Below are 18,684 nucleotides of genomic sequence, written 5' to 3'. Positions count from 1 at the left end.
CTTGGTCTCTGATGGCAGCAGCGGGTTTTGGCGCGGCCTGATTGGTTCTGGCCGCTCAGCGGCAGGCATGACAGTCACCCCGGACAGCGCCCTGGCGATTACGGTGCTGCAGAACTGCGTCACGCTCCTGGCGGAAAGCGTGGGCCAACTGCCACTCGACTTGTATCGCCGCTTGGGCGACGGCAAGCGCGAACTCGCGACAGCTCACCCGCTCTACGATGTGCTGCGCTATCAGCCAAACCCGTGGCAGACACCCTACGAATACCGCGAGTCCTGCCAGCTCGCTTTGGGCTTGCGCGGCAACTGCTACAGCTACATCGAGCGCAGTGACGACGGTTCGGTCAAAGCGCTGTACCCGATGCACAACGACAAAATCACGGTGCTCAAGGGCGGCGACCTGCGCCCTGTGTACCGCATTGGTGCTCATGAGCCACTGCCCATGCGGCTGATCCATCACGTGCGCTGGCACACCAAGAATCACTACACCGGACTTTCACCCATTGAGCTGCATGCGGATGCGGTGGGCCTGGCGCAGGCGGTCAGGCAGTACGCAGGCAAATCATTTGCAAACGGCACGGCTGTCAGTGGTGTCATCGAGCGCCCGAAGGATGCGCCGCCGATCAAGGAGCAAGCGAGCATTGATCGCATCCTCGATCAGTGGGGCAACAAGTTCTCGGGCATCGACAATGCCAAGAAGGTCGCCATGCTGCAGGAGGGCATGGTCTTCAAGCCGGTTTCGATGAACAACGTGGACGCCGAGCTGCTGGGCATCCTCAAGGCCACTGGCCTGGACCTGGCGCGGATTTACAAGATCCCCCCGCACATGGTCAACGATCTGGAGAAGGCCAGCTACAACAGCCTTGAGCAACTGCTGATTCAGTACGTGATCTTTGCCCTGATGCCGTGGGTAAAGCGTCACGAGCAGGCCATGATGCGCGACTTCCTGCTGCCGACCGAGCGCCGCGACTACTTCATCGAGTTCAACCTCTCCGGTCTGCTGCGCGGCGACCAGAAAAGCCGCTACGACGCTTACGCAATTGGCCGGCAATGGGGGTGGCTGTCGATCAACGACATCCGTCGTCTGGAAAACATGCCGCCCGTGGCCAACGGCGACAGCTACCTGCAACCGCTGAACATGACCGACGTGGCGCACGGCCTGCCCGACATGAACAACCCCAACGTCCGCGCCCAGCTGGAGCAGCAGCGCGACGACATCCTGAGGATGCTTGCCGCATGAAACGACATCTGCGTGCTGCCAGCCTGCTGTTCAATCAGCCGCTGCTGACAACACCCGACATGCTGGACCTGGCGGTACGCTGGGCCAATCAGACCATGAGCCTCAACATCGTCAATCTCAGCATGGGTGGTGCGACAGCCAATCCCTCGATGTACTACGACGATGACGATTACCAGGCGGAGCAGGATCGCCGCGAAGAGCAGCGGCGTGCTGCCATCGCGCTAACCGGCGTGGAAGTGATTGCGGTGCATGGCGTTCTCGTCAGCCGCGGCAGTCACCTGAATGCCTGCGAGACGATGACCAGCTATGAAGGGCTGCGTGCCGCTCTTAGCCAGGCCATCGCCGACCCGATGGTCGAACACATCGTGCTCGACATCGACAGCCCAGGCGGCAGCGCGGTTGGCGCCTTCGAGCTGGCAGCGGACATCCGCGCCGCGACCAAGATCAAGCCCATCACCGGGCTGGTCAACTTCATGGCTTACTCCGGGGGCTACTTGATTGCGTCGGCCTGCACCGAGGTCGTCGTCAGCCTGACCTCGGGCGTGGGCTCCATCGGCGTGGTGGCCAGTCACATGGACCGCTCGAAGATGATCGAAGGCATGGGGGTCAAGGTCACCACGGTCTACGCCGGGGCGCACAAGAACGACCTGAGCCCAAACGAGCCGCTTACCGAACAATCCCTGCAGGTGCTCAACGACGTCGTGCAGGAGAGCTATCAGCTCTTCACCACTCACGTTGCCGAGTACCGCGGCCGCGATGTGACAGACATCATCGCCACGGAAGCCGCCTGCTACCGTGGCGCATCCGCCATTGCCATTGGCCTGGCTGATCGCCTGGAATCGCCGCAGCTCGCGGTAGACAACCTTTCGCGGGCGGTTGCCCTCAGTCGTGCACAGCGCCAAGGCGCACAGCCACAGCAGCGCATCAGCGTGCGGGCTTCGGCCTTCGCCATTCAGTCTCAACTCTGACCGCGTTCGCGGCAGTGATCCCAACCGCCTGATGGCGGTTTTTTTATGCCCAGGAGGCAGCATGTCCCTCGTAACTCAATTGCGTAGCGAACGCGCCACTATCAATGGTCAGATCCAGGCGCTGGCCCAGCTCGAAGCGGCGGGCACCTCGCTCAGCGCCGAACAGCTGGCCCAGTTCGAGCAGCTCAGCACTCAGTTCAACGCCCTGACGGAAAAGCTCGCGCGCGCGGAGGCTGCTGAGCGTATGGCGACTGCCAGCGCCGTGCCGGTCAACGAAAGCGCTCAGGGCATCAATGGACCGCCCAGCCACATCAGCGGGCCATTCACCGCCAAGCCTGTACCAGGTGCCAACATGGCCCAGATGGTTCGTGTGCTGGCTGCCTCCCGGGGTGACCAGCAGGCCGCCGCGAAAATGGCCGCCGACTCCGGCTACAACCCCGAAATCGCCATGGCGCTCAGCACCGTGACGCCGGGTGCCGGTGGTGTGCTGGTGCCGCAGAGCTTCTCCAGCGAAGTCATCGAGCTGCTGCGGCCGAAGTCTGTGGTGCGCAGCCTCGGCGCAGTGTCCCTCCCGCTGCAGAATGGCAACCTCACCGTGCCGCGCATCAAGGGTGGCGCAGTCGTTGGCTACATCGGCACCGAAGAAGACATGCCGACCACCGACATGCAGTTCGACGACCTGAAGCTGTCGTCGAAAAAACTCGCCGCCCTGGTCCCAATCAGCAATGACCTGCTGGCTTACTCCGGCACCAACCCCAGCGTCGACCGCCTCGTCGTGAACGACCTGGTGGCTTCGGTAGCGACGGCAGAAGACCTGTCGTTCCTGCGCGGTGCCGGTACCGGAAACCTGCCCAAAGGCCTGCGTTTCTGGGCGCCGGCCTTCAATGTGTTCGCTGCCCCTGCTGCTGTGACGCTGGAGGCAGTGGAGCTTGCGCTGTCCGCGCTGATCCTGCGCCTGGAGAACGCCAACTCCAACATGACCGCCCCAGGCTTCGCCATGGCCCCTCGCACCAAGCGTTGGCTGTCCGCTCTGCGTGATGGCAATGGCAACAAGGCTTACCCCGAGCTGGATCAGAACATGCTGAAGGGGTTCCCGGTCGGCTCCACCACCCAGATCCCGATCAACCTGGGCGCTGAAGGTGATGCCTCGGAAATCCACTTCGCTGACTTCGCGGACTGCTTCATCGGCGAAGACGACGCCATGGTCATCGACTTCAGCAAAGAGGCCACCTACAAGGACGCCGGCGGCAACGTCATCAGCGCATTCCAGCGTGACCAGACCCTGGTGCGCGTGATCGCCAAGCACGACTTCGGCCCGCGCCACGTCGAGTCGGTCGCGGTGATGACCGGCGTCAAATGGGGTAGCTCCCTGTAATGCACCACGCCCGGTACGCCGGGCACTTCATCACTCGATCTAAGGAGCATCCCATGTCCAAGATTATCGTTACCTTCGAAAAAAACTGGCGCGGCTATGCCGCAGGTGAAACTGCTGGCTTCGATGCTGCCGTAGCCGAGAGCCTGGTCGAGGCTGGCTATGCCATCGAAGCGGACAAGCCCGGCGCGAAAAAGGGCAAGAGCGGCGCCGGCAATGCAACATCTGCTGCCAAAAAGACCGATGCCGACGCCGATACTGACGAGGCGGCTAAGTCGGGGGCGCAGGCGGACGCTGAAGGCAAACCGTAGCCATGGCGCGCCGCATCGCCTACACGGGGGCGCCCGTGCTGACGTTGGATCAGGTGGCCTTTCAATGCCGCGCCGAACCGGAGGATCTGCAGCCTGAACTGATCGACCAGATCATCATCCCGGGCGTGACTGCACAGTGCGAGTCGAAGACAGGAGCAGCGATCCGCGAGGCTACCTACGAGGAAGACTGGCCGGCGCACTTCCTGTCGGGCCATGCGCTGGATGTAGGCCAGGCGGTCGCCATCCACTCGGTGCTAATGCTGGGCAATTCGGGTTCGCCAGTGGAGTTTGTCGGCCGGGCCGAGGTGATCCATGCAGGCAAGGAAAGCTACTTGCGGTTCCCTGACGGCCGCCCGGAAGGCGCTTTGCGGATCCGCTACCGTGCTGGTGTCGACCTGCAAGCGCACCCAGGCGTGCTGAGCTGGCTGTTGATGGCCGCAGAAACGGCGTTCACTCACCGGGGGCTTTTGGTCGCGGGTCAATCCCTCGCCGAAGTCCCGTCGAGCTTTGTTGACCACCTGCTGGCGGATATCACCGTCCCCCCGAGGTTCTAGCCATGGCCTCGGGAGGAGTGAGGGGTATGCGTGAGCCAGCTTCGGGCGAGCTGATCCATCGCATGGAGGTAAGGATTCGCGTTGATCGACCCGATGGCGCGGGGCTGACCCCCGAATACACCCCGGTCTGCAAGCGCTGGGTGAAGGTGGAGCCGCTGGGCACCGCTGCGTACACCAATGCCCAGCAGACCGAAAGCAAGGCTACCCATCGCCTCTACTGCCGCCATATCGAAGGCTTGAGCGCTGCACATGAGTTCGTGGCGCGCGGTCGGGTCTACCGGGTGCGACGGCCAACGGAGTTGGGTGGGCGCACCGTTTGGTCGGTGGTCGAGGTGGAAGAACTGGGCCCGGATTTTCCGGTGCCGAGCACAGGAGGCGGCGATGGCCAACTCGGTTTCGGTTGACGGCTATTTGCACTTTGAGGGCTACGAAGCCTTCGATCGCGAAACCTTCAACATGCGCAAGATCCGCGCCGGCATGCGCAAAGTGGGACAGGTGGTCGCCGGTCGGGCGCAGATGAACCTGGCCCTCGGCCGGGGGCAGGCGGGATACCCCGTCAACCGCACCGGCGAGACGGTCGACTCGATCAAGTACCGCGTTTCGCGCCGGGGCTTCCTGGTGCGGATCTCGCCGACCAAGACCGAGGGCATGGAGGAGTTCTATCCGGCCTACCTGCACTACGGCGTGCGCTTGGGGGCGCGCATTGGTCCCGCGGGCCCCGGCGAGGGGCGCGGTAAGAGCGGTCGGCGTGTTCGCGGTGGCCGCCAGGCCTTGAAAGCGGCGCGCGCGAAAAACGGGTGGCGCATCACGCCTCGCGACAACTACATGACCGATGCCCTGCAGGATTCGCGGGCCGAGGTGCAGCAAATCCTGACGCGCGCCTTTGCCGCCGCGTTCTTGGACAACTGAGGGTGACATGCGAATCACGCCAATCATTGAGCACCTGAAAGCAGAGTGCCCGCAGTTCGGGGGGCGCATCGCCGGCGGCCTGGACTGGGACCCGGTGAAGGGTAGTCAGCAACTCGAGGCGCCGGCGGCCTTTGTGATTCCGGTGGGTGATCAGGCCGACGAGCCGATTGCGCAGAACGCCGCCGCCCAGGCGGTGCGCGATTCGTTCGACGTCTGCGTGGTGCTGGACAACAAGGACGAGCGCGGCCAGGCGGTGGCGGATCTGGTCCACCACATCCGCGCCACGCTGTGCCGGGCGCTTATGGGGTACGAACTGGATGACGCCGATCCGATCCGCTACGACCGCGGCGACCTGATCATGATGGACCGGGCCAAGGTGGTCTACGGCTACCGCTTCTACGCGGACAGCCAGCTGGGCGGTTTCGGTAGCGATACCACCGACGACCCGCAGACCTGGCCGGAGCTGGAGCACAGCCGCCTGCCGCCGCTGGAAGGCATCGACACCCGCGTCGACTTCATCGACCCCATGGTCGACCACAACCTAAGCCCGACCGGCCCCGATGGCCGGGCCGAGGTCGCGTTACGCGAGGATATCCCGCAATGAAAATGGTTCAGCTGAAACCGGCGCCGGGGCGTGCGTGCCCGATGCCGGAGAAGGGCGGCGAGATGCTGCCCGAAGCGGGGGATACGGTCCCCCATGACGCGTACTGGCAGCGCCGTATCGATGACGGTGACGCGCTGCTGGTGAAACAGAAGCCGGCCGCCAAAGCCGTGAAGGAGTCCAAGGCATGAGTGTCCCGTTTAGCTTCATCCCTAGCGACCTCAAGGTGCCGCTGTTCTATGCCGAGGTCGACAGCAGCATGGCCAGCAGCGGCGCTGCCGGTGCCTTGCGCCGGCTGATCGTCGGCCAGGTCAACGACGACGCCGACAGCCCGGAAATCGGCTCCCTGGTGCTGGTGTCGCGCCAGGCCGAGGCGGTGGCCATCGGCGGCGCCGGCTCGATGCTCGCAACCATGTTCGCCGCCCACCGCGCCATCGACGTGGCCGGCGAGGTCTGGTGTCTGCCGGTGAAGGTGGCCGAGGGTGTCGCCGCCAAGGCCAGCGTTACTGTAACGGGCACCGTCTCGGCGGGCGGCCTGGTCAATCTATACGTTGGCGGTTCGCGCGTGCGCACCACCGTCACCGCGACCATGAGCGCGGCGGCCGTGGCCACCGCCGTGGCGGCCAGCGTCAACGCCCTGCCGGATCTGCCGGTCAAGGCGACCGCCACCGGTGACGTGGTGACCCTGGACGTCAAGTTCAAGGGCGAGCTGGGCAACGACCTGCGGGTCGAAGTGAACCGCCTGGGGCGTGCCAATGGCGAGGAAACCCCGGCCGGTCTGCAGCTGGCCATCACGGCGATGGCTGGCGGTGTCGGTAGCCCCGACATGGCGGTGCTGCTGGCCGCCCTGGGCGATGAGCCGTTCGAGTTCTGCGCGCAGCCCTGGACCGACAGCGACAGCCTGGACGCCTGGAAAGCCACCATGGACGAAAACAGCGGCCGCTGGTCCTGGTCGAAACAGCTGTGGGGGCATGTATACAGCGCCAAGCGCGGCACGCTCGGCCAGCTGGTCGCCTTCGGCCGGCAGCGCAACGACCCGCACATGTCGGTAATTGGCTTCGAAGTGGGCGTGCCGCAGCCGGTGTGGGTGATGGCGGCCCAGGTAGCGGCGCGCACGGCGGTGTTTATCAGCGCCGACCCGGCCCGGCCGACGCAGACCGGCACCTTGCCGGGCATCGCCCCGGCGAAGTCGAGCGAGCGCTTCATGCTGACCGAGCGCCAATCGCTGCTGAGCAACGGCGTCGGCACGGCGTACTTCGAAGGCGGCTACATGCGCATTCAGCGCGCCGTGACCACCTACCAGAAGAACGCCTACGGCCAGCCGGATGATTCCTACCTGGACAGCGAGCCGCTGCACCAGACGGCCTTCGTGCTGCGTTACCTGGCCGGGACCGTTACCAGCAAGTACGGCCGACACAAGCTGGCCAACGACGGGACGTCGTTCGGCCCGGGGCAGGCCATCGTCACGCCGCTGGTGATCCGGGGCGAGTTGATCGCCGGTTACCGTTACCTGGAAACGCTGGGCATCGTGGAGAACGCCGAGGCGTTCAAGGCGAACCTGATCGTGGAGCGCGACGCGACCAACCCGAACCGCCTCAACGTGCTGTACCCGCCGGACCTGGTGAACCAGCTGCGCGTGTTCGCGCTGCTCTACCAGTTCCGCCTGCAGTACGCGGCCGACGCAGCCGCTTAAGTCACGCACTATTCCACCCAAGCCCGCCAAGTGCGGGCTTTTTTGTGAGGGCCTTTTATGGGTCAGAAAGTTGCGGGCACCTGTTACATCAAGGTGGACGGTGCCCAGCTGGTTATCACCGGCGGCGTGGAAGCGCCACTGTCCAAGGTCAAGCGCGAAACCATCGTGACCGGTTACTTCAAAGAAGAAGACCGCACGCCGTTCCTCAAGGTCGACGCGGTGAAGGTCCCGGGTTTCCAGTTCGAGAAAATCACAAGCGGCGCCAACATGACGGTTACCGCTGAGTTCAAAGACGGCAGCAGCTACGTGCTGTCCGGCGCTTACACGGTGGATGACGTCAATGTCACCGCCGACGACGGCAAGGTTCCGCTCAATTTCGAAGGCAGTTCAGGAGACTGGCAGTAATGACCACCATCGCACTCAGCACCCCCATTCAGGCCCATGGCGAGCAGATCACTGAACTGACCCTGCGCCGCCCGACCTCGCGCGAATGCCGGCAGATTGGCCAGCTGCCGTACCGCATTGAGAAAGACGAGTCGGTCGGCCTGAACCTCGACGTGGCAGCGAAGTACATCGTCGTGTGTGCCGGCATCCCCAGCAGCTCGGTCGACCAGCTGGACGTCACCGACCTTAACGGCCTGGCCTGGGCGCTGGCCGGTTTTTTCATGGTGTCCCCGCAGAAGACGGAAGCGAAGGCGGAAGCCTCGGCGGACTGACGCAGCTGATCTATGACCTCGCCTGGTACTGGAAGCTCAGCCCCGAGCACGTCAAGGACTGGGCGCTGGATGACCTGCTAGAGGGCTACGCCAACGCGAGCCGGATACAAAGCATCGTAGGGGCAGGGGATGGCGGATAAATTCCAGCTCAAGGCGCTGATCACCGGCGTCGACAAGTTGTCGCCGGTGCTGACCGGCGTGCGCAAGAACGTGGCCACGCTGCGCAAGCAGCTGAACTCGTCGGGCCTCGGCAAGATCACCTTCGCCGATGCCCTGCAGGGCGGCGCGCTGGCCGCGCCGTTCGTGATGGGCGTCAAGGCGGCTATCAACTACGAAAGCGCCATGGCGGACGTAAAGAAGGTCGTCAACTTCGAAACGCCCGAACAGTTCCAGGCAATGAGCAAGGACGTGCTCGACCTGTCCGAACGCTTGCCGATGGCGGCCGATGGGATCGCCAAGATCGTAGCGGCGGGTGGTCAGTCCGGTATTGCCCGGGAAGAGCTGACCAAGTTCGCCGAGGACGCGGTGAAAATGGGCGTTGCCTTCGATCAGACCGCCGACGAGTCCGGCAGCATGATGGCGACGTGGCGCACGGCATTCCGCATGACCCAGGATGGTGTTGTCGAGCTGGCCGACCAGATCAACTACCTAGGCAACTCGGGGCCGGTCAATACCAAGCAGCTTTCCTCAATCGTGACTGAGGTGGGCGCGCTGGGCGAGGTGGCGGGCCTGTCTTCGGCACAGATCGCGGCGATTGGCTCCACCATGGTCGGCGTTAAGTCTGATGTTGCGGCCACCGGCATCAAGAACTTCATGTTGGCAATGACCAAGGGTACGGCAGCCACGAAGTCGCAGGCACAGGCCTTCAAGTCGCTGCGCCTGGACTCCAAAACAGTCGCGGAGGGTATGCAGAAGGATTCGAAGGGCACCATGCTGGACCTGCTCAAGCGGATTTCTGAGGTCGACGCGGCCAAGCGCCCGGCGTTACTGACCAACCTCTTCGGCAGTGAGTCGGTCGCGGCGATCACGCCGCTGCTGACCAACCTGAAACTGTTGGAAAGCAACTTGGATAGCGTGGGCGACGCGACGAAGTATGCCGGCTCGATGCAAGGGGAATACGCGTCTCGGGCGGCGACGACGGAAAACGCCATGCTGCTGCTGAATAATCGGGTGACCCGGCTGGGGATCTCGGTAGGCTCGATCCTGCTGCCGCCGTTCAATGACTTCTTGGCATTCGTGGGGCCGCTGGTGAGCGACGTGGCCGCGCTGGCAGCGGCGCACCCGGGGCTGATCAAGGGCATCTTGGGCGCCGCTGTAGGTTTCACCGTGCTGCGCTTGGCAACAGCTGCAGCCACGGCGGCGCTGGCGGTAATGAACGGCGTCGCCAGCATGAGCCCAATCGGCATGATTGTGCGAGTGATCGCGCTGGCGGCGGGCTTCCTGATTGCCAACTGGGAGACGGTCGGGCCGTTCTTCGAAGCGCTGTGGGAACTGATCAAGGCTTACACGGTGCCGGCCTGGGAGCTGTTCAAGACGGTCGCCGCCTGGACGCCGCTCGGCCTCATCATCAAGAACTGGGAACCCATTGTGGGGTTCTTCAAAGACCTGTGGGAGGAGGTCAGCGGCTTCATCGAACCCATCATGAAGTTCATGGGGATGGATGAGGGCGGGGAGGGCATCACGGCCAAGGTGCAGCGCGCCGCCTATGCGCAGAACGTGCGCAACGGCGAGGCCATGGGCGCCGGCGACGGGGCGCTATTGGCCGCCGGTGCTGGCAAGCAAGCGGCAGCCAACGCTGCAGCGGCGCAACAGGCGATGAATGCCCAGCTCGGTATCCCGGCCACTGCCAGCCTGCTCAAGGCACCTGCGCCGGGGAGTCTGGTGGCGGGCGGCTCGAACAGCCTGTTGCGTGCGCCTGGCCCTGTGCCGGGGTCGCTGGTGCAGCAGGCTGCGCAAGGCCAGCGGCAGAACCTGGAAGGCTCCATTGCGGTGCGCTTCGAGAACGCCCCGCCCGGCATGCGGGTGGAGGAAGCCAAGACCAATCAGCCCGGCGTGTCGGTGTCGCCGAACGTCGGCCGTCGCTCGTTAGGGAATTGATCCATGGCTGACAGAACATGGCGCGACCGCCTGCTGCCCGCGTCATTTCGCGGGGTGGGCTTCTGGGTCGACAATGAAACAACGCCGGCAGGCCGGCGGGTGCAGGTGCATGAATACCCGCAGCGCGACCGGCCCCAGGTGGAGGACATGGGCGCCAAGACGCGCACGCCCAAGATGACCGCCTTTGTCATTGGCGATGACTGTTTCGTGCAGCGCGACAACCTGCTGCACGCGCTCAACCAGCCCGGCCCGGGGGAGCTGGTACACCCCTGGTACGGGCGCATGACGGTCACCGCCGGCGAGGGCTGCGACGTGTCGCACGACCGCCGCGAAGGCGGCATGGTGCGGTTCCAGCTGGAGTTCATTGAAGACGGCGAAAAGGGCTATCCGGTGGGCGTGCCGCACACGGCGCGCCAACTCGAAGACCAGTCGGAAAGCTGGCTGGACTCGGCAATCGCCCGGTACCGCGCCGCCATGGCCGTGGTCAATCGCGTGCGCATCGCGGCGGTGCAGCTGCAGAACGGCATCGCCGGCGTGCAGATGGCTATCCAGGGCGAGTTCAGCCAGATCGCCGGCGCGATCAGCTCGACACGGGCGCTGGCGGACATGCTGAGCAACAGCCCCGACAACCTGGCCACCCTGGTGCAGGCGCAGTTTTCCGGCTTTTCGGACGGCTCGCGCTGGGGCAGCGATGACGACGAGCAGCGTGGCTATGCGCTGTTGGCTGGGCTGGCCAGCAATGCGGCCCAGGCGGCGGTGGGTCTTACCGCCGCGGCTGCCCCAGCCGGCGGGCAGGCGACGGTGGCCACGGTCACCGCCACCCGCGACCTGGTGCGCGATGCGCTGCTGATCAAGGCGGTGCAGCTGGCCGCGCAGATGCCGGTGGTGCAAGCGCCGGCGACGCTGCCCGGGGTGCCGACCCTGGATCAGCAGGTGGCCACGCCAGTCAGTCGGCCGGAGGTGCCGACCACGGACGACGTTCTGGCGCTGCGTGACGCGCTTAGCGACGCGATCTGGCATGCGGGCCTATCAGCCCCGCATGCGCACTTTGTCGCGCTGCAGGACGCACAGAAGAAGCTACTCGCCCACCTGACCAAGGTGGCCATGGCCGGCGTGCGCCTGGTCGACGTGACCCCCAAGGAAAGCGTGCCGGCGGTGGTGCTGGCTTACCGACTGTACGGCGACGCCACGCGCGCCGACGAAATCGTTACGCGTAACAAGGTCGTTCACCCCGGGTTCCTGCCGGCGGACACCTTGCGCTGTGCCCAGGAGTAACCCATGGACCCCTTGAACGCTGTCACGCTGCGCGTGAACGGCATGGATTATGGCGGCTGGAAGAAAGTGCGCATCAGTGCCGGTATCGAGCGGCAGGCGCGGGATTTCAGCCTGGACGTAACGTGGCGCTGGCCCGGCCAGGCGCATGAAATCCCGCTGCGCCCGGGTGACCGCTGCGAAGTGCTGATTGGCGACGACCTGGTGCTAACCGGCTGGATTGATTCCACGCCGGCGCGCTACGACGCCACCCAGGTCAACCGCTCGATCAATGGCCGCTCGCTGACCGCCGACCTGGTTGACTGCTCGGCGCTCAATCAGCCGGGGCAGTGGCAGCAACAAAGCGTGCAGCAGATCGTCACTGCCCTGGCGGGCGAGTACGGCGTCAGCGTGCGTAGCCAGGTCGCCGAAACCGGCAAGCTGGCCGACCATAGCATCGAGCCCGGGGAAAGCGTGTTCGAGTCGATCGACCGCCTGCTGACCCTCTCGCGCCTGCTCTCGACCGACGACACGCGCGGGCGGCTGGTGATCATCCAGCCGGGCAGCGCGGGCCGCGCCGTCGACAGCCTTGTGTTGGGTGAAAACCTGCTGACCGGTGACGCCGGCCTCGACTTCGCGGGGGTGTTTTCCGAGTACCGGGTGACCGGCCAGCGCTCGGGCAGCGACGCCGAGCACGGCACCAAGGCCAGCGAGGTCAAGGCCTCGGTCACTGACCCGCGTGCGGCGCGCCGGCGCGTGCTGCTGATTCACGAAAGCGGGCAGATGACCCCGGAGCTGGCCGCCGCGCGGGCCAACTGGGAGCGCGGTAACCGCATGGGCAAGGCCCTGACGATCAAGTACACGATCCAAGGATGGCGGCAATCCAGCGGCGCGCTGTGGCTGCCCAACATGCTCGTGCGGATTGTCGACCCGGTGATTGGCATCGACCGCGACATGCTCATCAGCGAAATCGAATACAGCCTCGACGCCGGCACCACTTGCAACATCACCGTCGCGCCGCCGGATGCCTTCGACCCCGAGCCGAAAGACCCGCACAAGTCGCGCAAGCTCAAGAAGGGCGGCAAGGCCGACAACTTCGAATTCCTGATACCCGCCGACTGGAAGCCGTCATGAACCCGATGAGACAGATCCGCAACATGATTGCTCGCTGCGTGGTGTCCCTGGTCGATCCCGGGGCGCTGATGCAGGCGGTGCAAGTGCGGCTGACCGCCGACGAAGTGAAAAGCAGCATGGAGCACTTCGAGCCGTATGGCTTCACCGCCAACCCGCACCCCGGTGCCGAGGGCCTGGCGCTGTTCTTCGGCGGCGACCGCTCGCACGGCGTGGTGATCAACATCGCCGACCGTCAGTATCGGCTCAAGGCGCTCAAGTCGGGCGAGGTGGCCATGTACACCGACGAAGGGGATTACATCCACTTCAAGCGCGGCCGGGTGATCGAGGTCAAGACGCTGACGCTCAAGGTCGACGCGGCCGATGCGGTGGAGTTCGCCACCAAGGCGTTTTCCGTCTCGGCGAGCGAGCGATTCAGCATCGATACCACGGCGTTTTCCGTGGCGGCCAGCGAGGCGGCGAGCTTCGACACCCCGACGATTCAGGCCACGGGCGAAATCGTCTCGGACGGCGACCAGATCGCCGGCGACGTCAGCCAGATCAATCACCCGCACGACGGTGTGGTGCAGGGGCTGCAGCAGTCGGGCAAGCCCGTACCGCAGGGGGGCTGAATGATGCTGCTGGAGGACGACAGCGAACGCGCCTGGCAGCGCGCCGCCGAAATCAGCCTGATGACTTGGCGCCGCGCCGATCCGGGCGACGCGCTCGATGACGACGAGCGTTACGGCTGGTGGGGCGACAGCTTCCCAGGCGTCACCGACGACCGCATCGGCTCGCGCCTGTATCTGTTGCGCCGGCGCAAGCTGGACGCCGACACGGTGCGCGATGCCGAGGCGTTCGCCCGCGAGTCGCTGGCCTGGATGCTGGACGACGGCCGGGTCAGCGGCGTGGCCGTTACGGTAACGCGTGGCACCGACCGGCTCGACTTGGCCGTCGCTATTACCCTGCGCGATGGTCGCCAGGTGGATTTCACATCGGACAACCTATGGCAGGTGATCAATGCCGTTTAACACTCCCACGCTGCCCGAGCTGATCAGCCAGGAGCGTTCAGCGCTGGCGGGCTCCAGCGCCCTGCAGCGTAGCGATGCCGAGGTGTTGGCCCGTGTGTTTGCCGCCGCTTCCTACGGGCGCTACGGGCATCAGCAGTACATCGCCGACCAGATCCTGCCGGACACTGCCGACGAAGACACGCTGCGCCGCATGGCCCGGGCCAGGCTCAAGCGCGACCGTCTGCCGGCGGTGGAGGCCGATGGGGCGGTGCTCTTCACCGGTGCCGCCAATGCGCCGATTGACGCCGGCGTGCTGCTGCAGCGCGACGATGGCGTGCAATTCAAAGTGGCCACGGGCGGCCCGGTCGGCGCCCTGGAGGTGGTGGCCGTGGACGCCGGGCAGTTGGGCAACACCCCGGCCGGCACGGTGCTGCGTCTGGTGTCGCCGGTGCTCGGGGTCAACGACACGGCCACGGTCACCGCCCCGGGGATCGAGGGCGGCACCGAGCAGGAAAGTATCGAGGCCCTGCGCGCGCGGGTGATTCGCTCGTACCGCGTGATTCCTCACGGTGGCAGCAAGAGCGATTACGAGACCTGGGCACTTGAGGTGCCGGGGGTTACCCGGGCGTGGATCGTGCGCCACTGGATGGGGCCGGGCACCGTGGCGGTGTTCTTCGTGCGTGACAACGACGTGGACCCGATCCCCTCAGAAGAGGCCTGCGCCGACGTGAAGGCGTACATCGAGCAGGAGCGGCCGGTCACCGCTGAGCTGTACGCGCTGGCCCCGGTCGAAAAGCCGGTGCAGTACGAAATCAAGGTCAGCCCCGACAGCTCGGCCGTGCGCCGCGCGGTGGAAGCTGAGCTGGTGGAGCTGCACCAACGTGAATCGGAGCTGGGCGCTGAGCTGCTGCTGTCGCACATCCGCGAGGCGGTCAGCAGCGCCGCCGGCGAGCGCGACCATGAGGTGCTGAGCCCGCCCGGCAACGTCACGGCGGCGGCGAATGAACTGCTGACCTATGGGGGTGTGCTGTGGCGGTGAGAACAGCAAGCGACTACCACGCCCAGCTGCGCGGCCTGCTGCCGCCGGGGCCGGCCTGGGAACTGGAGTTCAACCCGGGGCTGGATCAGCTGCTGCAGCGCGGCGCGGCGGTCCTGGCCGCCGAGGATCTGCGCGCCGCCGACCTGCTGGCCGAATCGAACCCGGACACCGTGCGCGAACTGGTGCCGGACTGGGAGCGGGTCATGCAGCTGCCTGACCCCTGCATGGGTGAGTCGCCCAAGTTCGAGGACCGCCAGTTGGCCGTGCGCCGGCGCCTGGTCGAGGTGGGCGGGCAGGCGCCGGCCTACTTTGTCGAGCTGGCCATCGCCCAGGGCTACCCGAATGCCAAGGTGATCGAGCACCGCGCGCCACGCTTCGGCCGCTCGCGCTTTGGCTCGGCCCGCTTCGGCACCTGGGCGGCGCAATTCATGTGGACGCTGGACACCGGCCCGCGCCGGCGGATCGGCCGACGCTTCGGTGCGGCCTACTTCGGAGAGACGTTTGGGGGCAGCCCCAGCGGTGCACTGGAATGTTTGTTGAGGCGTAGCGCGCCTGCGCACGCCCTGGAATTTATCAAGTACGGGGATTGATCGGATGGATTATCCAAAGAGTACGCCAGGCATTGGCCTGGTGGACGGGCTGTTCGTGGACGAAAATCCAAGCACGGGCCAGCCTGGGTCGCTGATCCCGGCCGCATGGGCGAATGCCCTGATGGCCGAGCTGTTGGGCGTGATCAAGGCCGCAGGCATCGTGCCCAGCGAAGAAGACAATGCCCAACTGCTGCGCGCTATCCAGACCATGGCGGCGTCGGACTACAAAAAATCGGTGCGCTGCGCCACCACTGGGCCTATCGCCCTGAGCGGTCTGCAGACCATTGATGGTGTGCAGCTGGCCGCCGGTGATCGGGTGCTGGTCAAGGATCAAGCGGCCGCCTCGCAGAACTGGATTTACACCGTCTCTCCCAACGCCTGGGTGCGTGCGCAGGACGCCAACGAAAGCGCCGAGTGCGCCCCGGGGCATCTGATCCCTGTGCAGGCGGGCACGGTCAACAAGCTGACGGTGTGGCAACTGACCAACACCGAAACGCCAGTGGTAGGCACCACGGCACTGGCGTTCAGGGTGGTGATCGGCAAGCAGGGCACCACCCTGGCCGACTACGGCATCGGCGACGCCTATCGCAAAGACCAGACCTACAGCCAGGCGCAGGTAGATGCCCTGCTAAAGAACGTCAACGCCATGCCAGTGGGCTCTATTCTGCCCATGCCCAAGGCGACGGTGCCGGCGGGATTCCTTGAGCTGGATGGCAGCGAGCAGGTCATTGCGACTTTCCCTGATCTGGCTGCCTACCTCGGCGGCGCGTACAACAAAGGCAATGAGCAGCCCGGCTACTTCCGCCTGCCTGATACGCGTGGCGAGTTCCTGCGTGGCTGGGACCATACGCGGGGTGTAGATCCAGACCGTGTGATCGGCTCCAGTCAGCTCGGTACTGCCGTTGCCTTTGATGATGCGACGGGCTATGGCGTGGCCGGATGGCGCGCGAATACAACGGCCGACGACGGCAAGCCGGAAATCTTTGGTGCAGACCGCGCGTTGCGCTCTGACTACCCGAACGGCAATACCCAGCTGGTCACGTCTTCTACGTCGACGCTGGTCACCGTAGGCATGGCACGCCCGCGCAACATTGCCGTCATGTGGTGCATCAAGGCATGGAATGCGCCGGTGAACCAGGGAACCATCGATATCGGCGCCTTGGCTGTACAGGTTTCAGGGCTTGAGCAGCGGCAACGAGCGCTCGGCGATGGGCAGTCGAATCAGAACCTGAGCGCCACCCGCTTGATGGGCACGACGTATACGAACACGACGGGTCGCACCATCTGGCTTCAGATCGCTGTCAGTATGCTGCAAGGGGTGTCTTCGACGGTCACCGTAGGCAGCGAGCAGCGTAGCTACATCGCAAACAACGGCACAGGCGGCGTCACTGGCACGCATTCTTTGCCAGTGCTGCATGGAGAGTCTTACAGCGTGTCCGGCGGCACGCTGGTGCGCTGGAACGAGGTGCGTACATGAACATGGGCATGAAGTATTACAAAAGGCCGGACAGCACAGAGCTGCCTTACGCGTATGCGGCGAACGGTTCGCAAGATGCGTTCATTTTGTCCGACCTGGTCTTGATGAGCAATGCCGAGGTGCAGGCGCACATTGAGCGGGTGACAGCGGCGCAGTCCCTGCCGGCTGACAGCGAACGACAGTGGCGTGACGCCGAGCTGTCGGCACTGATCTGGCTGCGTGATCGCCACCGCGACCAGCTGGAGCTTGGCGCAGCCACTACGCTGACGCCCGAGCAGTTCGCCGAGCTGCTGGAGTACATGCAGCAGCTGCGCGACTGGCCCCAGTCCGTAGCCTTTCCCGACAGCGCGCAGCGCCCCGTGGCACCGCCCTGGATCGCAGAACAAACCCAATGAAGCCCCGCACTGTCGGGGCTTTTTCTTGCCTGGAGAGAGCATGACACCACTTACCGAGCAGCAATTGCTGCAGATTCTTCCCAAAGCCCGCCCAGTAGCGGGCATTTTTTTGCCTGCGCTGAACCGCGCCGCACTGCGCTGGAAGATCGACAGTCGCGTGCGCATGGCCGCGTTCCTGGCTCAGGTTGGCCACGAGTCTGGCCAGCTGCGTAGCCTCGTCGAGAACCTGAACTACAGCGCCGAGGCCCTGGTGCGCACCTGGCCAAGCCGATTCACCCCTCAGACTGCAGGCGCATATGCCCGCCAGCCCGAGAAGATCGCCAACAAGGTGTACGGCGGTCGCATGGGTAACGGCGCCGAGGCCTCAGGCGATGGGTGGCGATTCAAGGGGCGCGGCCTGATCCAGCTTACCGGCCGCTCGAACTACCGCGCCGCCGGTACCGGCCTGGGCCTTCCGCTGGAGGATCAGCCCGAACTGCTCGAGCAGGCCGAGCACGCCGCCCAGTCGGCCGCCTGGTGGTGGGCGAAGCACGGCCTGAACGAACTGGCCGACGCCGGCCGCATCCAGGATATCGGCAGCTTGATCAACACCGGCCAGCCTGGCCGGGTGCCGCATGGCGCCGCAGAACGCAAGGCGCTGTATGACTTGGCGCTGAAGGTGCTGGCGTGAACGGCTGGGGCATGCGCGTCATCGCGCTGCTTCTGGTGGTGGCGTCCTACTGGGGCGCCTACGAGCACGGCCGGTCTGTCGAGCGGGCTGAGGCTGGACAGACTTCTGCCGAGCGCGACAGCGGCGATCGCCTGGCTGAGGTGTTGGGCGAGCGCGAAGCCCGGCAGGAAGAACAACGACGCGCCGAGGCGCGGGAAGAGGTGAGGGCGCATGCGCAGGAACAACGAACGATTGCTGATGCTGGTGCTGCCAGCGTTGATGCTGCTGGCCAGCGGCTGCGCGGTGACGCCACCCAGCTCGCCGCCGCCGTCAGTTGCCCCGGCACGGATACCGCCGCTATCGCCAGAGGCCAGACAGCCAGCCGCGCCGCCATGGTGCTCTCCGACCTGCTCGACAGGTCTGTCGACACGAATCGAGAATTGGCGAAAGCATATGACCGCGCCCGAATAGCAGGGCAGCAGTGTGAGCGCGAGCACAATGTTCTTGTGCGCTAAACGGCGACTGCCGCTGTCGACCCATAGCCGCTGTTGAGCCGCACAAGTAGCCAGTTCCCACAGGCTGCACGGCGCTCTCGCGATACCGGTAATCTTGCAGCGGCAACGATGGTCATAGCGTTCTGCCTGCCGTGAGGAGGCCAAAACACCCATGAGCAACCCTTAGCGACTGATGGTTTCGACCTTATCC

At 65.1% G+C, this 18,684-nt stretch carries 23 protein-coding genes; all 23 read left to right on the top strand.

Annotation, left to right across the window (positions count from 1 at the left end):
- Positions 1 to 67 precede the first annotated feature (67 nt).
- The 23 genes from ABE459_RS03815 to ABE459_RS03705 all read left to right on the top strand — a co-directional run bounded on the left by ABE459_RS03815 (position 68) and on the right by ABE459_RS03705 (position 18,494).
- Complete coding sequence (locus tag ABE459_RS03815; protein WP_346647940.1) at positions 68 to 1,237, top strand: phage portal protein; 1,170 nt, start codon at positions 68 to 70, stop codon at positions 1,235 to 1,237.
- Complete coding sequence (locus ABE459_RS03810; protein ID WP_346647939.1) at positions 1,234 to 2,205, top strand: S49 family peptidase; 972 nt, start codon at positions 1,234 to 1,236, stop codon at positions 2,203 to 2,205. The genes ABE459_RS03815 and ABE459_RS03810 overlap by 4 nt, the downstream gene beginning before the upstream one ends.
- 61 nt (positions 2,206 to 2,266) lie before the next feature.
- Positions 2,267 to 3,580 carry a phage major capsid protein gene (locus ABE459_RS03805; protein WP_346647938.1) on the top strand — a complete coding sequence of 438 codons (1,314 nt, stop codon included), beginning with the start codon at positions 2,267 to 2,269 and terminating at the stop codon, positions 3,578 to 3,580.
- A gap of 53 nt (positions 3,581 to 3,633) precedes the next feature.
- Positions 3,634 to 3,888, top strand: coding sequence for a hypothetical protein (locus tag ABE459_RS03800; protein ID WP_346647937.1), 255 nt, complete (start codon positions 3,634 to 3,636; stop codon positions 3,886 to 3,888).
- 2 nt (positions 3,889 to 3,890) lie between these two features.
- The gene (locus ABE459_RS03795; protein WP_346647936.1) at positions 3,891 to 4,442 is read left to right on the top strand and encodes a hypothetical protein; all 552 of its coding nucleotides are present in this window, start codon (positions 3,891 to 3,893) and stop codon (positions 4,440 to 4,442) included.
- A 26-nt stretch (positions 4,443 to 4,468) separates the two neighbouring features.
- Positions 4,469 to 4,846, top strand: coding sequence for a phage head closure protein (locus ABE459_RS03790; protein ID WP_346647935.1), 378 nt, complete (start codon positions 4,469 to 4,471; stop codon positions 4,844 to 4,846).
- A complete protein-coding gene (locus ABE459_RS03785) occupies positions 4,824 to 5,351 on the top strand; it encodes a hypothetical protein (RefSeq protein ID WP_346647934.1) in 528 nt (175 codons plus the stop codon). The genes ABE459_RS03790 and ABE459_RS03785 overlap by 23 nt, the downstream gene beginning before the upstream one ends.
- Before the next feature lie 7 nt (positions 5,352 to 5,358).
- The gene (locus ABE459_RS03780; RefSeq protein WP_346647933.1) at positions 5,359 to 5,955 is read left to right on the top strand and encodes a hypothetical protein; all 597 of its coding nucleotides are present in this window, start codon (positions 5,359 to 5,361) and stop codon (positions 5,953 to 5,955) included.
- A complete protein-coding gene (locus ABE459_RS03775; RefSeq protein WP_346647932.1) occupies positions 5,952 to 6,143 on the top strand; it encodes a DUF2635 domain-containing protein in 192 nt (63 codons plus the stop codon). The genes ABE459_RS03780 and ABE459_RS03775 overlap by 4 nt, the downstream gene beginning before the upstream one ends.
- On the top strand, positions 6,140 to 7,645 hold the full coding sequence (locus ABE459_RS03770) for a phage tail sheath subtilisin-like domain-containing protein (protein ID WP_346647931.1): 1,506 nt from the start codon (positions 6,140 to 6,142) through the stop codon (positions 7,643 to 7,645). Before ABE459_RS03775 ends, ABE459_RS03770 begins: the two co-directional genes overlap by 4 nt.
- Before the next feature lie 57 nt (positions 7,646 to 7,702).
- Complete coding sequence (locus ABE459_RS03765; RefSeq protein WP_346647930.1) at positions 7,703 to 8,050, top strand: phage tail tube protein; 348 nt, start codon at positions 7,703 to 7,705, stop codon at positions 8,048 to 8,050.
- Positions 8,050 to 8,361, top strand: a complete 312-nt coding sequence (locus ABE459_RS03760; RefSeq protein WP_346647929.1) for a phage tail assembly protein — start codon at positions 8,050 to 8,052, stop codon at positions 8,359 to 8,361. The genes ABE459_RS03765 and ABE459_RS03760 overlap by 1 nt, the downstream gene beginning before the upstream one ends.
- A 129-nt stretch (positions 8,362 to 8,490) precedes the next feature.
- The gene (locus ABE459_RS03755; RefSeq protein ID WP_346647928.1) at positions 8,491 to 10,458 is read left to right on the top strand and encodes a phage tail tape measure protein; all 1,968 of its coding nucleotides are present in this window, start codon (positions 8,491 to 8,493) and stop codon (positions 10,456 to 10,458) included.
- A 3-nt stretch (positions 10,459 to 10,461) separates the two neighbouring features.
- The gene (locus ABE459_RS03750) at positions 10,462 to 11,733 is read left to right on the top strand and encodes a DNA circularization N-terminal domain-containing protein (RefSeq protein ID WP_346647927.1); all 1,272 of its coding nucleotides are present in this window, start codon (positions 10,462 to 10,464) and stop codon (positions 11,731 to 11,733) included.
- A gap of 3 nt (positions 11,734 to 11,736) precedes the next feature.
- A complete protein-coding gene (locus ABE459_RS03745) occupies positions 11,737 to 12,843 on the top strand; it encodes a phage baseplate assembly protein (RefSeq protein WP_346647926.1) in 1,107 nt (368 codons plus the stop codon).
- 5 nt (positions 12,844 to 12,848) lie between these two features.
- Positions 12,849 to 13,451 (top strand): phage baseplate assembly protein V, encoded by a 603-nt coding sequence (locus tag ABE459_RS03740; protein ID WP_346647983.1) that lies wholly within the window; start codon positions 12,849 to 12,851, stop codon positions 13,449 to 13,451.
- Between the two features lie 3 nt (positions 13,452 to 13,454).
- Positions 13,455 to 13,850: a phage GP46 family protein gene (locus ABE459_RS03735; RefSeq protein WP_346647982.1), complete on the top strand. Its 396-nt coding sequence runs from the start codon at positions 13,455 to 13,457 to the stop codon at positions 13,848 to 13,850.
- Positions 13,840 to 14,868 carry a baseplate J/gp47 family protein gene (locus tag ABE459_RS03730; RefSeq protein WP_346647925.1) on the top strand — a complete coding sequence of 343 codons (1,029 nt, stop codon included), beginning with the start codon at positions 13,840 to 13,842 and terminating at the stop codon, positions 14,866 to 14,868. The genes ABE459_RS03735 and ABE459_RS03730 overlap by 11 nt, the downstream gene beginning before the upstream one ends.
- Positions 14,859 to 15,458: a putative phage tail protein gene (locus tag ABE459_RS03725; protein ID WP_346647924.1), complete on the top strand. Its 600-nt coding sequence runs from the start codon at positions 14,859 to 14,861 to the stop codon at positions 15,456 to 15,458. Before ABE459_RS03730 ends, ABE459_RS03725 begins: the two co-directional genes overlap by 10 nt.
- A 4-nt stretch (positions 15,459 to 15,462) precedes the next feature.
- The gene (locus ABE459_RS03720) at positions 15,463 to 16,935 is read left to right on the top strand and encodes a tail fiber protein (RefSeq protein WP_346647923.1); all 1,473 of its coding nucleotides are present in this window, start codon (positions 15,463 to 15,465) and stop codon (positions 16,933 to 16,935) included.
- Positions 16,932 to 17,330, top strand: coding sequence for a phage tail assembly chaperone (locus ABE459_RS03715; RefSeq protein ID WP_323831013.1), 399 nt, complete (start codon positions 16,932 to 16,934; stop codon positions 17,328 to 17,330). Before ABE459_RS03720 ends, ABE459_RS03715 begins: the two co-directional genes overlap by 4 nt.
- A 40-nt stretch (positions 17,331 to 17,370) precedes the next feature.
- On the top strand, positions 17,371 to 18,000 hold the full coding sequence (locus ABE459_RS03710) for a glycoside hydrolase family 19 protein (RefSeq protein ID WP_323831014.1): 630 nt from the start codon (positions 17,371 to 17,373) through the stop codon (positions 17,998 to 18,000).
- A gap of 11 nt (positions 18,001 to 18,011) precedes the next feature.
- Positions 18,012 to 18,494, top strand: a complete 483-nt coding sequence (locus ABE459_RS03705) for a DUF2514 domain-containing protein (protein ID WP_323831049.1) — start codon at positions 18,012 to 18,014, stop codon at positions 18,492 to 18,494.
- Positions 18,495 to 18,684: the final 190 nt, after the last annotated feature.

It is taken from the genome of Pseudomonas sp. TWI923 (assembly GCF_039673365.1).
In the GTDB taxonomy this organism is placed as follows: domain Bacteria; phylum Pseudomonadota; class Gammaproteobacteria; order Pseudomonadales; family Pseudomonadaceae; genus Aquipseudomonas; species Aquipseudomonas sichuanensis.
This window is presented reverse-complemented; position numbering and strand designations above follow the sequence as displayed.